Origin of the sequence: Pantoea sp. USHLN256 (assembly GCF_037149875.1) — a bacterium.
GTDB classification, from domain to species: domain Bacteria; phylum Pseudomonadota; class Gammaproteobacteria; order Enterobacterales; family Enterobacteriaceae; genus Pantoea; species Pantoea nemavictus.
The window spans coordinates 834168-847093 of sequence record NZ_JBBCQO010000002.1 but is presented as its reverse complement, the minus strand read 5'-3'; the positions used below and the strand labels follow the sequence as shown (position 1 = coordinate 847093).

Here is a 12926-nt window from a genome sequence, read left to right as displayed (position 1 = left end):
TCCTTATAGAGTTTGCCAGAGGGTTTTCTTACGAATAAGCGCTACGCTGCCGGAAAGCAGCAGCGCCAGAATCAGTAACAGCAGCAGCGCAGCAAAGCTGGTGGCGGTTTCAAGGCGAGCGTTCGATTGCATCATCAGATAGCCCAGCCCTTCACTCGCCCCAACCCACTCACCGATTACCACGCCGATCGGTGCCAGCACTGCCGCCATCTGTAAGCCGGAAAAAAACTGCGGTAAGGCGGCGGGCCAGCGCACGCGCCAGAAGATGCGGAAGCGCGATGGCGTGGTGGTTTGCGCCAGCTCCAGCCAGCCGCTCGGCGTGCGGCACAGCCCATCGAACAGTGACAAGCACAGCGGAAAAAACAGAATCAACGCCGCCACCACCACTTTCGACGCAATGCCAAAACCGAGCCACAGCACCAGCAGCGGCGCGAGGGCAAATACCGGGATCGCCTGGCTGGCAGTCACCAGCGGAAACAGCACGCGACGCAACAGCGGGCTGGCGGCCATCAGCACCGCCAGCGTCACGCCGGCACCCACGCCGAGCAGCAGCGCCAGCACAATTTCCGCCAGCGTATACAACGTGTGATGCCAGAGCAGTTGGCGATGCAGCCATAGCGCTTCAAGCACCGCCTGCGGAGCGGGCAGTAAAAAGGTCGGCACGCCGCTGTGACGCGCCAGCAGCCAGCCGCACAGCAGCACCACGCACAAATAGATCGCGCTAAACAGTGTTTTCATGGGTATTCAATCGGGAGAAAAGTTGCGCCTGTGCCTGCAACACGCCGGGATCATCGAACGGTCGCGGTGTTACACCGTCAGGCACCGGCCAGTTTTCGATGTCCAGCGGTTGGCCATCGAGCAGTAAAATGTCATCGGCCATGCGGCAGGCTTCCAGGGGATCGTGGGTCACCAGCAACACGGTTTTACCTTGCAGCAAGCGTGCGGTCAGCGTCTGCAGGCTAAGTTTGGTCATCACATCAAGCGTGGCGAACGGCTCATCCATCAGCACCACCTCACGCTGCGCATAGAGCGTGCGCGCCAGCGCCACGCGTTGCCGCATACCGCCAGAGAGTTGATGCGGCGGTGCGTGTGCCACCTCGCTGAGCTTTACCTGCTCCAGCAGCGCCAGCGCGCGCGGACGATCTGCTTTTTCACCGCCCAGTCGTGCCGATAACATCACGTTTTCCAGCACCGTCAGCCACGGATAGAGCAGATCCTGCTGCCCCATCCACGCCACATTGCCGCTCAATCCCTGCACCGCGCCCTGTTGCGGCTGAAGTAATCCCGCGATCAAGCGTAGCAGCGTGCTTTTGCCGATGCCGCTGCGTCCCAGCATCACCGTGGTTTTGCCGCCGCGCAGCTGCAGATTCAGCTGCTGGCACAGCGGTTTATCGCCCCAGCTAAAGCTCACGTCGTTGAAAAGAATGTCGTGGCTCATGGGCGATTTGCCGCCAGAATCGCCAGCTGGTTAAAGCCACGCTGCGCCAACACTGCAGCGGCCTGCGCGGCACGAATGCCGCTGGCGCACACCAGCACAATGCGTTGCTGCGTCGGTGGCTGCCATGTGGCGATCGCCTGCGGCAGAAGGCGTTCAACGCTCTCTGCGACGCTGACTGGCGCTTCTTCATGGCTACGCAGTTCGACAATGCAGTCATCCGCCGCCAGCAGTTGCCGATCGATAAACGGCACCGCCTGTTGCGGTTCTTCGGCCTGATCAAAGCGGAACGGGCGGAAGTGCCAGTTAACAAAATCACAGTTCACCAGACAGCCAAGCGGCGATGGCTGCAGCTCAAGCAGCACGCTGAGCGCCATCTGCGCCTGCATCGCGCCCAATGCAGCGACCGCCGGCCCCATCACGCCTGCGGTGTTGCAGTTCGCCGCCGAGGAGGGCAAGCGGGGAAATACCGCGCGATAGCTCGGCGCTCCGCCACAAAAACCGCCCACGTAACCTTGTCTGCGTAGAACCGAGGCGCTGATCAGCGGGATGCCCGTTAGCATGCACGCATCGGAGAGCTGATAGGTGACGGCAAAATTATCCGCCGCGTCGATCACCAGATCGCACTGCGCCAACGCCTGCTGCACATTGCTGGCGCTCAGTGACTGCTGCAGCGCGTCGATCTGCACCTCGGGATTACGCTGCTGTAATGCCTGCTGTGCGCTGAGCACCTTGGGCTGGCCGATATCCTGCAGAGTAAACAGCGTTTGCCGATGCAGGTTATGCAGCGCCACTTCGTCGTCGTCGTAGAGCCGAATATGGCCGACGCCCGCGCCCACCAGCTGCGGTAGCAGCGTCGCGCTTAACCCGCCGGCACCCACCACCACTACGCGCGCGTTGCGCAGTTTGCGCTGCCCGTCTTCACCCACTTCCGGCAGCATCATCTGGCGTTGATAGCGTTCCATATCGCCGCCCATCAGTTGAGATTTGCCAGGCCAAAGATGGGCGTGGACGCACTCGCCATATCGCGCTTCTCCATCAATCCGGCGCTACGTGCCGCTCGCCCGCCTTCAATCGCCTGACGGAAAGCGTTGGCCATCACGATGGGATCGCCCGCTTTCGCGACCGCGGTATTCAGCAAAATGCCATCGAAACCCATCTCCATCGCCTGCGCCGCCTGCGACGGCGCACCAATCCCGGCATCAATGATCAGCGGAACATCGCTAAACCAGGCGCGCATCGCGCGCAGGCCGTCGATGTTGCGCAATCCCTGGCCGGAACCGATCGGCGCGCCCCACGGCATCAACAGTTCACAGCCTGCCGCCAGCAACTTTTCGCCAACGATCAGATCTTCAGTGGTGTAGGGAAATACCTGGAAGCCGTCTGCACAGAGAATGCGCGCCGCTTCTACCAGCGCGAACGGATCGGGCTGCAGCGTGTCGGCGTGGCCGATCACTTCCAGCTTGATCCACGCGGTATTGAACAGTTCTCGTGCCATATGCGCGGTGGTGACCGCCTCTTTCACCGTGTGACAGCCGGCGGTGTTCGGTAACACGCGGATGTTGAGTCCGGTCAGCAGATCGCGAAATGCTGCACCGGCAGCGCCTTCACGTCGCAGGCTAACGGTGATGATTTCGCTGCCAGAGGCGGCAATCGCCTGCTGTAAAATCGCCGGCGAAGGATAGCCCGCGGTGCCGAGCAGGAAGCGTGATTGGGGATCATGATCGTAAAACATCGCTTAGCCTCCCTGCATCGGTGACAGCACTTCCAGCTGGCAACCTTCATCCAGCAGCTGCGTGTGGTACTGGCTTTTCGGCACGAAGGCGCCGTTAAAGGCGGTGGCCACGCAGGCCACATCAATTTGCTGCTCGATCAACAATTCGCTCAGGCTGGTGGCCTGGGTGCTGATGGCGCGGCCATTAAGCTGAATGTTCATAGGATTGCTCTCCAGATAGGCGCTGCATCAGCTGCTCTGCCAGCATTGGTGCCAGCAGAAAACCGTGGCGATACATGCCGTTGAGATAAAAGGTGTCATTTTGGTAGTGAATTTCCGGCAGATTGGCCGGATAGGCCGGACGCAGCCCGCTGCCGCTCTCGATGACGCTCGCTTCCGCTAATGCTGGATGAATAGCGTAAGCGGCGCTGAGTAACTCCATCATGGCGCGGGCACTGATTGGGCTGGCATCGTCGCTCTCAACCATGGTGGCGCCGAGCATGAAATGGCCGCCGCGACGCGGCACCAGATAGCAGGGAAAACGCGGATGCAACAGGCGGATCGGACGGGAAAACTGCACCTCATCGCTGTGCAGAATCAGCATCTCACCGCGCACTGCGCGCAGGCGCGGCAGTTCAGGCGCCGCATGGATACCACGACAATCGATAATCTGGCCGCTTGGCGCATGCGAGCTGAAGGCTACGCCGCGGGCGATCAGCTTTTCACGCATCTCCTGTAGCGCCAGGCGCGGATCGAGATGCGCTTCCTGAGCGAAGAACAGACCGCGCGCAAAGCGTCCTTCCAGCGCCGGTTCGATGTGGCTGGGATCGACCCATTGATGTTGCTCGGTCATGCGGGCGAAACGGTTGAGTTCCTGGCTATCGCGTGGCGGCGCCACCACCAGCGTACCCTGATGCTCGACGCTGCTGACGCGCTGTTGCCACCACGCGGCAGAGTGCTGTCCAAGGGAGATCACCTCGCGCGGTGCGCTTTCGGCTTCGCACCAGGGCGCCAGCATGCCACCCGCAAACCAGGAAGCCGGACGCCGCGATGCATCGCCGATCACCTCAACGTCTTCACCGCGTTCCGCCAGCAACGTTGCCACGCACAAGCCGGCCACGCCGCAGCCGAGCACGCTCCAGCGGCTCACAGCGCCTGTTCCAGGATGTTTAAAAAGGGGAAGTTCACATCGGCCTCTCAGTGTTGACTGAGACCCGCAGATACAGGAGAAGGGAAAGGGCGCCAACCATCGAGCTTGCCTTAGCGCCAGACAGCCAAACTAACAAGCTGTCAGTCTTCCTACGCCAGTATCAACTGGGTCAGGTTCAAAGGGTCGCTAAGCCGCGCAGTGCGCTATTAGCCTCTCAGTCTCTGTGGCGAGACTCCCCCGACGCGTCTATTTGTATTGCAGGCGATGGTCGCCGTCAAGCGCGGAATAACTGCACTAAGGGTGTGGTTAAATTGTCTTCTCCATACTTAAACCCAAAATAATTCGAGTTGCAGGAAGGCGGCAAGTGGGTTCATCCCCAGGAGCATACTGAAGTATGTGACTGGGGTGAACACGCGCAGCCAACGCACCTGCAGCTCGAAGTATGACGGGTTTCGCGTCGGTGGATCATAAACGTAACATATGGTATACAAACACATTATTATATGCGCAAGAACAATTACAGGTGATGTCGGAATAATCATGAACAATATTAAAATTGCATTTATTAAAGCCGGATGGCACAAAGAAATTGTCCATAACGCTCTGGTTGGTTTCGAAAAAGAATTAGCCGATCAATCCGTTGAAGCGCAATTAAAAGTGCTGGAAGTGCCTGGCGCATTTGAAATGCCGCTGTTGGCTAAGCGTCTGGCAGAAACCGGCAAATACGATGCGATTGTCTGCGCGGCGCTGGTGGTGGACGGCGGTATTTATCGCCATGATTTCGTCGCGGCAGCCGTGGTGGATGGCCTGATGAACGTACAGCTGACGACCAACGTGCCGGTGTTTTCCGTGTCATTAACCCCGCATAATTTCCAGCCGGTTGATGTCATCGAAAACTTCTATACCGAGCATTTCATCAAGAAAGGCAAAGAAGCCGCGCGTGCTGTGCTGGCTATTCATAATCTTTCGATTGATTGAAACGTATAAAAGGGAGCAACGGATTAGCTGCTCCCTTTTTAATTATTACGCGTACTCAAGGTTAAATTTCAGAATAGTGCCAGCTGCATATAGGCAATTTTCCGTCCCCCTTCCTGACTTGCCTCGACTTAATGTTTCACACTCATCAAATGATTTTCCTTTACCTGTCGGCGCGGCTCGGAAGGATTGATATCGCACGCTTTTGGCAGTAATAGCGTAAAGATGCCCGCAATCACCAGCGATCCCGCCAGCCAGCAAATCGCCACGTTTTGGCTGTACAGCAGCGTCATGATGCCCACCAGATACGGCCCACAGAATCCGCCCAGGTTGCCTAAACCGTTAATGACACCGCGTGCGCTCCCTGCCACTTCCGGCGCGGCGATACGTCCGGGAATCGACCAGAATGGGCTGGTCGCCGCTTTCAGGAAGAAGCCGCACACCACCAGCGCGATGTAGGCGGCGACGACGTTGTCATGCAGCACCACCGAAGCCAGCAACGCAGCGGCGAAACAGAACAGCGAAACCATCACCCACAAACGCCGCTTGCCGGTGCGATCGCTCAACCAGGAAATGGCGTAAATGCCCAGAACTGTGGCGACAAACGGAATCGCCGCCAGCAGGCCAACGCCCGCCATATTGCTGCCGGTAAGATTTTTCAGGATACTCGGCAGCCACAGCGTGTAACCGTAATCCCCGGTTTGGTAGAAGAAGTTCAGCGCCACCAACTTCATCAGACCCGAGTTCCGGAACACCGCTTTTAACGGCGCTTTGCTAACCGGTTCCTTTTTAAGATGCTGGGCCTTTTCACGTGCCAGCTCGCGCAGCAAATACTCTTTTTCTCGGGCGGGTAACCAGCGCGCATCCTCAGGACGATCGGCGATCACTAGCCACCACACCAGCAGCACAGCGGCAGAAAGCAGGCCTTCAATAATGAACAGCCAGCGCCAGTCCAGCACGTTAATGATGTAGCCCGATATCGGGGCGGTGAACATGCCGCCCAGCGGCGCGAACATCATGACAAAGGCGTTAGCGCGTCCCAGCTCCTTTTCCGGAAACCAATTGCTGACCATGGTTAATACCACTGGCAGCATGCCGCCTTCGGAAATCCCCAGTACGAAACGCAGCGCCAGCAGCTGATAGTGATTGGTGACAAACCCGGTGGCGATCGAGACCACCATCCACGCGGCCAGCGACCAGGCAATAAAACGTTTCCCGCTGCCATTCACCGCGATACGACCGCCAGGCACTTGTAAAAACAGATAACCGATAAAGAAGATGCCGCTGACCACACCGGCCATTTGGCTGGTGATCGCCAAATCCTGATCCATACCGCCAGGCAGCGCGAAGCTAATATTGACGCGATCCATGAATGAAACAATGCAGGTGATAAGAATTGGGGCAATGACGCGATACCAACGCGTTCCGGGGATTTTTTCGTGCATGCTGCCCTCTCCATGTTTAGCCATGATGCTTAGGTTCAATGGCTATCTATTAAAGAGAGTATGGAAATAATTATTGCGATCTTAATCACTGCAATTAATGTTAAGAAAAAGTGTTACATACGCTGTGATCGCGCATAAAAAAAAGCAGCGCGATGGCTCGCACTGCTCTTTGCGCTCTTTTTAATCATTAACGCTGCGGATGATTCACTTCCAGCGGACGCAAATCAAATACCAGCACTTCCGCATCATCAGCGTTAGCGAACTGCAGCGCAGTTTCGTTGCGAACCCGTGCACCGTCGCCCTCTTTGAACGTCACACCGTTCACTTCGATGCTGCCGCGTGCCACGTGAATATAGGCGTAGCGATCGGCATCCAGTTCGAAAGTCTGCTGCTCTGCTCCGTCAAACAGTCCGGCATAAATACGAATATCCTGATGCACGCTGAGCGAACCGTTGTCGCCGTTTGGCGAAATGATCAAACGCAGCTGGCCGCGCTTGTCACTCTCTGCCACGGAAACCTGCTGATAACCCGGCTGCGTGTTACGTTCAGCAGGCACAATCCAGATCTGCAGGAAGTGCACCTTATCCGTTTTCGAGTGGTTAAACTCGCTGTGCGTGACGCCGCTACCGGCGCTCATCAGCTGCACATCGCCCGGCACAATCACCGAACCGGTGCCCATGGAATCTTTATGCTCCAGCGCGCCTTCCAGCACATAGGAGATGATTTCCATATTGTTGTGCGGGTGCGCACCAAATCCACGGCCTGCGGCAACGCGGTCATCATTGATCACCAGCAGATCGGAGAAGCCGGTCTGTTGCGGATCCCAATAGTTAGCGAAGGAAAAAGTGTGATGTGAGTTCAACCAACCGTGGTCACCCACTCCGCGTTGTTCTGACAGGCGTTGTTCAATCATGATCTGCTCCTCAAATGTGCTGTTGGAGGGCGATTACCCTTCCCGTTGCAGATCAGTATACGTAAACTGTTTTGCCTAACAATGCGTTCAAATGACAATGAGTGTCACCGATGAGTGGACAATATGCAGATTGAAGATCTCCGCATTTATGTAGCCGTAATCAAAGCCGGTAACTTCACCGCCGCCGCCGAACAGCTCATGCTGTCGAAACAATATGTCAGCCGCCGTATTGCCGCTCTGGAAGAGTCGCTCGGCACGCGTCTGCTCAATCGTAATACGCGTAAGTTATCGGTGACGGATAACGGACAGCTGTTTGCGCAGCACGCGCAGCGCATTCTCGATGATGTGCAGGAAGCCGAGCTGGCGGTATCGGGACGCCGTCAGGCGCTGCAAGGCAGTTTCCGTCTCAGCGTGCCGATGTCGTTTGGCATCAGCCATCTGTCGCCGTTTATTGCCGAGTTTCTCAGCTTGCATCCGGGATTGCAGTTCCAGGTTGAACTGGCCGATCGCTATGTCGATATGGTGGGCGAAGGTTTCGATATGGCGATCCGCATTGGCACGCTGCCCGATTCCAGTTTGATCGCCAAACGACTCGGCGAGTTCCGGCGAGTCATTTGCGCCAGTCCGGCCTACCTGCAGGGCGCCGGCGCACCGCGCACGCCAGAAGCGCTCACCGAGCATTTGTGCCTGCGCTACGGGCGCGAAAGCCAAACGGGCTGGGAACTGTTTAGAGGCGATGAGCGCAAAGTGATTAGCGTGCAAGGGCCGATGGTTAGCAATAACGGAGAGATGCTGCGCGATGCGGCCGTTGCCGGGCTGGGGCTGATTCTGCTGCCCGAGTTCATCGTGGCACCGGCGTTAGCCAGTGGCGAGCTGATTACCGTGCTGGAAGAGTGGCAACCGGCAACGCTGAATCTGAATGCGCTTTATCCACAACATCGCCAGCGCAGTGAAATTAATCGGGTGTTTATGGCTTTTTTGCAGGAGAAGCTGGCGTAATCAATGACTTGCACCAAACGTAGCGGCGCGATTCATCGCGTTTACCAATGGAGGCACTATGCCCATCCTGGCAATGCGCAATAAATTGCGCCGCTACGGTGTGTGCTTATTAATAAGTATCAGTGACTTTCGTGAGCAAAAGTGATGGATTTACGGCGCGCATCGCGCATCGCCACCGCATGAATCAGCAGGCCTAACACCGCCAGAATCGCGCCCACCCAACCGGTTGACTGCCAGCCCAGGCCAGCTGAAATGGTGACGCCGCCCAGCCACGCGCCGAGTGCATTCGCCAGGTTAAACGCCGAGTGGTTCATCGCTGCCGCCATGGTTTGCGCATCACCGGCCACGTCCATCAAGCGGATTTGCAGCACCGCCGCCAGCGCCACCATGGTGCCCACCAGCATCACATTGATGGCACCCGCCAGCGCATAGTGCGCGGCAAACACAAAGGCGCTGAGCACCAGAAATGACCAGATCAGCAAAATGCGGATGGTCTTTTCAATGCCGCGATCGGCCAGACGGCCACCGGCAATGTTGCCGATAATCATGCCCAGCCCGAACAGCGCCAGCACGGCGGGAATCCAGCTCACCGGCATCTGCGCCAGTTCGGTCATGGTCGGTTTAACGTAGCTAAACACCGAGAACAAACCGCCGCTACCCACCGCGCCAATCGCCAGCGTTAAAAGCACCTGTTTGCGCGTCAAAGCGGAGAGTTCGCGCAGCGGGCTGGCCTGTTTGTCGCCAGCCACGTTCGGCACCCACAGCCAAATTAACAGCAAGGTCACCAGCGCCAGACCGCCGACAATGGCAAACGCATCACGCCAGCCGAACCATTGACCTATGGCAGTGACGGCGGGCACGCCGAGTAAGTTGGCGATAGTCAGGCCAAACAGCACCATCGACACCGCCTGCGCGCGCTTTTTGCGTTCGACCAGGCCAGCAGCTACCAGCGCCGCCACGCCAAAGAAGGTGCCGTGCGGGAAACCGGCGAGGAAACGCGCCAGCAGCATCGAGTAATAGCCGGGCGCAATCGCACTCAGCAGGTTACCGGCGGCAAACAGGCCCATCAGCGTCATCAGGAAGTTACGACGTGAGGCGCGCGCGCCTAACACCGCCAGCAGTGGCGCACCAATCACCACGCCGAGGGCGTAAATACTGATGAGATGCCCAGCGGAGGGAATCGATACGTTGAGGCCTTTGGCTGCATCGGGCAGCAGGCCCATGATGACGAATTCGCCGGTACCAATGGCAAAACCGCCGGTGCCGAGCGCGAACAGGGCTTTCAGCACGCTCTGACGCGGCAGCGATGCCTCATTCGGCAGCTGAGTAAGTTGGGGTTGTACTGATGACATGAGTTTTCCGAACCACAGGTGAAGAACTCAGTCAGGATCGTGGGCGCATTAAACAGCAACCATCGTCGTAACTGAGTTAAGTAAGCGGCATATGATAGCGTAAAAACCCGCACATGCCGTAGCGGCGCAATTTATTGCGCAAAATAGGAATTGGCACACTGCAGCCAATGATTCGCGCGATAAATCGCGCCGCTACAAAACGTGCATGAATTCAGTATTGGCGACTTTGCCGGGCCAATAGCGCGGCGCCCATCATGCCGCCGTGATGCGCGAACTCGCCGGGAACCACTAAACGCTGTGAGGTGCGGCGTAATACATAGCCCTGCACCACCTCGTCCAATGCTGCGATCAGCGATGTTACGGACGCCAATCCGCCCCCCACCGCCACGCGTGAGGCACCAGTAATATTGATGCTGTAGGCCAGCGGCTGACCGACCAGCTGTAGCCACGCCTTGATGGTTTGCTGTGCCAGCGCATCCTGCTGCTGCCAGCGTGTAATTATCTCAACGCTGCTGGCGGTGCAGTTATGTAACGTCTGATGCAGATTCTCCAGACCGCGCGCGCCTCCGTAACTGTCGAGGCAGCCCTTTTGTCCGCACGGGCAGCTCAGGCGCGGCAGGCGCACGGTGGTGCCATCAATTTCCACTTCGGTGAGCGTAATCGGCCCGTGTCCCCATTCGCCGGTCAAACCATTTTGTCCGGTAATAATGCGGCCATCCGCCACTAATCCGCCGCCCACGCCTGAGCCGAGGATGGCGCCAAACACCACTTTATGCCCTTTGCCGGCACCGGCTAACGCTTCGGCCACGGTAAAGCAGTCAGCATCGTTATGCACAATGACCTGGCGGTGCAGCAGCGCGCCCAGTTCGTTAGCCAGACTGCGCTGATGAAACGCGGGAATGTTACTGGCAAACATCTCGCCTGACTCTGGCGCCACAATGCCGGCGGTGGAGATCGCCAGCGGGCTATGGGTGGCAAAATGCGCCTGATGTTGGGCAATCATCTGGCTAACCAGCGCGGTGAAATCTTCCCAGCTGGCGGCCGGGATCGGTCGCTGATCGAGCAGGGTTAATTGATCCTGCGCATCCATCGCGCCTAACTTGATAAATGAGCCGCCCAGATCGAGGCAAATTACCGCAGGTTGTTCACTCATAAACGTTTATCCATCACATCACGTAATCCATCACCGAGCACGTTGAAGCCCAGTACGGTAATCAAAATCGCCAATCCGGGAAAGAGTGACACATAGATATTCAGGCCAAGGAAGTTGCGCCCGTCGCTCATCATTGTACCCCACTCTGGCATTGGCGGCTGCACGCCTAAGCCGAGGAAAGAGAGGCTGGCGGCAGAAAGCACCACTGCGCCCGCCGTTAACGTCGACTGGACAATCAGCGGGCCAATTGAGTTGCGCAAAATATAGTGCGTGATGATGCGCGGATAGCGCACGCCAAGCATATGCGCCGCTTCGATGTACTCCATATTCTTCAGGCCGAGTGTCAGGTTGCGGCTCAGGCGCGCATACACCGGAATCGAGAACAGCGAGATGGCGATCAGCATATTGGTAAGTCCTTCGCCCAATACGCTAACAATCAAAATCGCCAGCACAATGCCGGGAAAGGCAAAGATGATATCCATCACCCACATGATGAGCGCATCAATCTTGCGTCCGGCCAATCCGGAGATGATGCCGAGCGGAATGCCGATCACCATGGATATTGCCACGCTGAGGCTCACTTCAAATAGCGTGATGCGCGCACCGTAAATCACGCGTGAAAAGATGTCGCGACCATAATCGTCGGTACCAAACCAGTGCGCGGCCGAAGGCGCTTGTAAGGTATTAAGTAAATCCTGCTCGACCGGATCCCAATGGGTAATCAGCGGAGCCAGCGCGGCGGCGAGGACTACCAGCAGCACCAGCGCGCCGCCAATGGCAATTGACGGATTGGCGATCAGGATTCTGAGCAGGTTTTGGCTGCGCGAACGCGGCGGCAGCGCGGCGCTTTCAATACTGTTCATCAGTCGAACCTTATTTTCGGGTTGAGCAAGCCAATCAAAATTTCGCCCACCAGGTTCATCAACACCACGCCGGTTACGGCAACCAGGGTGACGCCCTGAATCACCGGATAGTCGCGGTAACGCACTGAATCCACCAGCAAGCGGCCAATCCCCGGCCAGTTGAACACCGATTCGGTGACCACCGCGCCGCCAATCAGGCTACCGAAGTTGAGGGCGACAATGGTGACGATGGGGATCAGCGCATTACGCAGCGCGTGCTTCCAGTGAATGCTGCCAGAGGACAATCCCTTGGCTTTGGCGGTGCGAATGTAATCCTGACTCAACACATCCAGCATGCTGGAACGCGTCATGCGGGCAATCATCGCCATCGGCAAGATCGCCAGCGTGACGGTGGGCATGATGTAGTTTTTCCATGAATCAGCGCCCAGCAGCGGCAGCCAGCCCAGCTCTACGGCAAAGTAGTTCATCGCCAGTAGCGCCAGCCAGAAGTTAGCAATCGACGCACCGGCGATGGTCAGCACCATAACGATTTGGTCGGGAATGCGCTGGCGATAAATTGCGCCAGTCATCCCCGCCGGTACACCAATCGCAATCGCCAGCAGATAAGCCAGCGCCGCCAGCGATAAGGTGTAGGGCAACCGCTCACTGATTTCCGTCATCACCGGACGCTGCGACTGCAGCGACAATCCGAGGTTGCCATGCAGCGCTTCCCCGGCAAACTTGACGTATTGCAGCGGCAAGGGCTGATCCAGCCCCAGCCGCACGCGCATACTGTCCACCGCTTCCTGCGGCGCTTCCGGGCCGGCCATCAGCCGCGCCGGATCGCCCGGCAGCGCACGGATGGCGATAAACACGATGATCGACACGCCGAAGATAATGAGCGGCAGCGAAAGCACCTTTTTTGCGACGTACGCTTTCATTTCACAT

The 12926-nt window shown here is 57.6% G+C and carries 14 protein-coding genes and 1 riboswitch; of the genes, 2 read left to right on the top strand and 12 right to left on the bottom strand.

Translation table 11 applies throughout. The annotated features are described in order from the left end of the window. Nucleotides 1-3 precede the first annotated feature (3 nt). From WFL93_RS08800 to WFL93_RS08775, 6 genes are read right to left on the bottom strand one after another with little or no spacing between them, the layout of a single operon-like run. Nucleotides 4-738, bottom strand: a complete 735-nt coding sequence (locus WFL93_RS08800) for an ABC transporter permease (protein ID WP_072093394.1) — start codon at nucleotides 736-738, stop codon at nucleotides 4-6. Continuing rightward, nucleotides 722-1438, bottom strand: a complete 717-nt coding sequence (locus tag WFL93_RS08795; RefSeq protein ID WP_336777902.1) for an ABC transporter ATP-binding protein — start codon at nucleotides 1436-1438, stop codon at nucleotides 722-724. The genes WFL93_RS08800 and WFL93_RS08795 overlap by 17 nt, the downstream gene beginning before the upstream one ends. Further along, nucleotides 1435-2400: a HesA/MoeB/ThiF family protein gene (locus WFL93_RS08790; protein WP_180824222.1), complete on the bottom strand. Its 966-nt coding sequence runs from the start codon at nucleotides 2398-2400 to the stop codon at nucleotides 1435-1437. The genes WFL93_RS08795 and WFL93_RS08790 overlap by 4 nt, the downstream gene beginning before the upstream one ends. 11 nt (nucleotides 2401-2411) lie before the next feature. Beyond that, entirely contained in the window at nucleotides 2412-3170 is a 759-nt protein-coding gene (locus tag WFL93_RS08785; protein WP_336777901.1) for a thiazole synthase, read from the bottom strand. A 3-nt stretch (nucleotides 3171-3173) separates the two neighbouring features. After that, nucleotides 3174-3371: a sulfur carrier protein ThiS gene (thiS, locus tag WFL93_RS08780; RefSeq protein ID WP_336777900.1), complete on the bottom strand. Its 198-nt coding sequence runs from the start codon at nucleotides 3369-3371 to the stop codon at nucleotides 3174-3176. Next, the gene (locus WFL93_RS08775; protein ID WP_336777899.1) at nucleotides 3355-4299 is read right to left on the bottom strand and encodes an FAD-dependent oxidoreductase; all 945 of its coding nucleotides are present in this window, start codon (nucleotides 4297-4299) and stop codon (nucleotides 3355-3357) included. The genes thiS and WFL93_RS08775 overlap by 17 nt, the downstream gene beginning before the upstream one ends. Before the next feature lie 129 nt (nucleotides 4300-4428). After that, nucleotides 4429-4548, bottom strand: a riboswitch (TPP riboswitch). A gap of 291 nt (nucleotides 4549-4839) precedes the next feature. Here WFL93_RS08775 and WFL93_RS08770 point away from each other — a divergent pair. Further along, nucleotides 4840-5277, top strand: a complete 438-nt coding sequence (locus WFL93_RS08770; protein ID WP_007891239.1) for a 6,7-dimethyl-8-ribityllumazine synthase — start codon at nucleotides 4840-4842, stop codon at nucleotides 5275-5277. A gap of 128 nt (nucleotides 5278-5405) precedes the next feature. On the opposite strand, the gene WFL93_RS08765 is transcribed toward WFL93_RS08770, so the two are convergent. Together WFL93_RS08765 and WFL93_RS08760 are read right to left on the bottom strand one after the other, a co-directional pair. Continuing rightward, nucleotides 5406-6719, bottom strand: coding sequence for an MFS transporter (locus WFL93_RS08765; protein ID WP_336777898.1), 1314 nt, complete (start codon nucleotides 6717-6719; stop codon nucleotides 5406-5408). A gap of 187 nt (nucleotides 6720-6906) precedes the next feature. Next, the gene (locus tag WFL93_RS08760; RefSeq protein WP_336777897.1) at nucleotides 6907-7632 is read right to left on the bottom strand and encodes a pirin family protein; all 726 of its coding nucleotides are present in this window, start codon (nucleotides 7630-7632) and stop codon (nucleotides 6907-6909) included. Nucleotides 7633-7755: 123 nt separating this feature from the next. On the opposite strand from WFL93_RS08760, the gene WFL93_RS08755 reads away from it, so the two are divergent. Next, nucleotides 7756-8631, top strand: coding sequence for a LysR family transcriptional regulator (locus tag WFL93_RS08755; protein WP_007891233.1), 876 nt, complete (start codon nucleotides 7756-7758; stop codon nucleotides 8629-8631). A 119-nt stretch (nucleotides 8632-8750) separates the two neighbouring features. Here WFL93_RS08755 and WFL93_RS08750 read toward each other — a convergent pair whose 3' ends face one another. From WFL93_RS08750 to WFL93_RS08735, 4 genes are all read right to left on the bottom strand, one after another. Next, entirely contained in the window at nucleotides 8751-9983 is a 1233-nt protein-coding gene (locus WFL93_RS08750; RefSeq protein WP_007891232.1) for an MFS transporter, read from the bottom strand. A 211-nt stretch (nucleotides 9984-10194) separates the two neighbouring features. Next, nucleotides 10195-11136 (bottom strand): ROK family protein, encoded by a 942-nt coding sequence (locus WFL93_RS08745; protein WP_336777896.1) that lies wholly within the window; start codon nucleotides 11134-11136, stop codon nucleotides 10195-10197. After that, a complete protein-coding gene (locus WFL93_RS08740) occupies nucleotides 11133-11999 on the bottom strand; it encodes an ABC transporter permease (protein WP_336777895.1) in 867 nt (288 codons plus the stop codon). The genes WFL93_RS08745 and WFL93_RS08740 overlap by 4 nt, the downstream gene beginning before the upstream one ends. After that, entirely contained in the window at nucleotides 11999-12919 is a 921-nt protein-coding gene (locus tag WFL93_RS08735) for an ABC transporter permease (RefSeq protein WP_336777894.1), read from the bottom strand. The genes WFL93_RS08740 and WFL93_RS08735 overlap by 1 nt, the downstream gene beginning before the upstream one ends. Nucleotides 12920-12926: the final 7 nt, after the last annotated feature.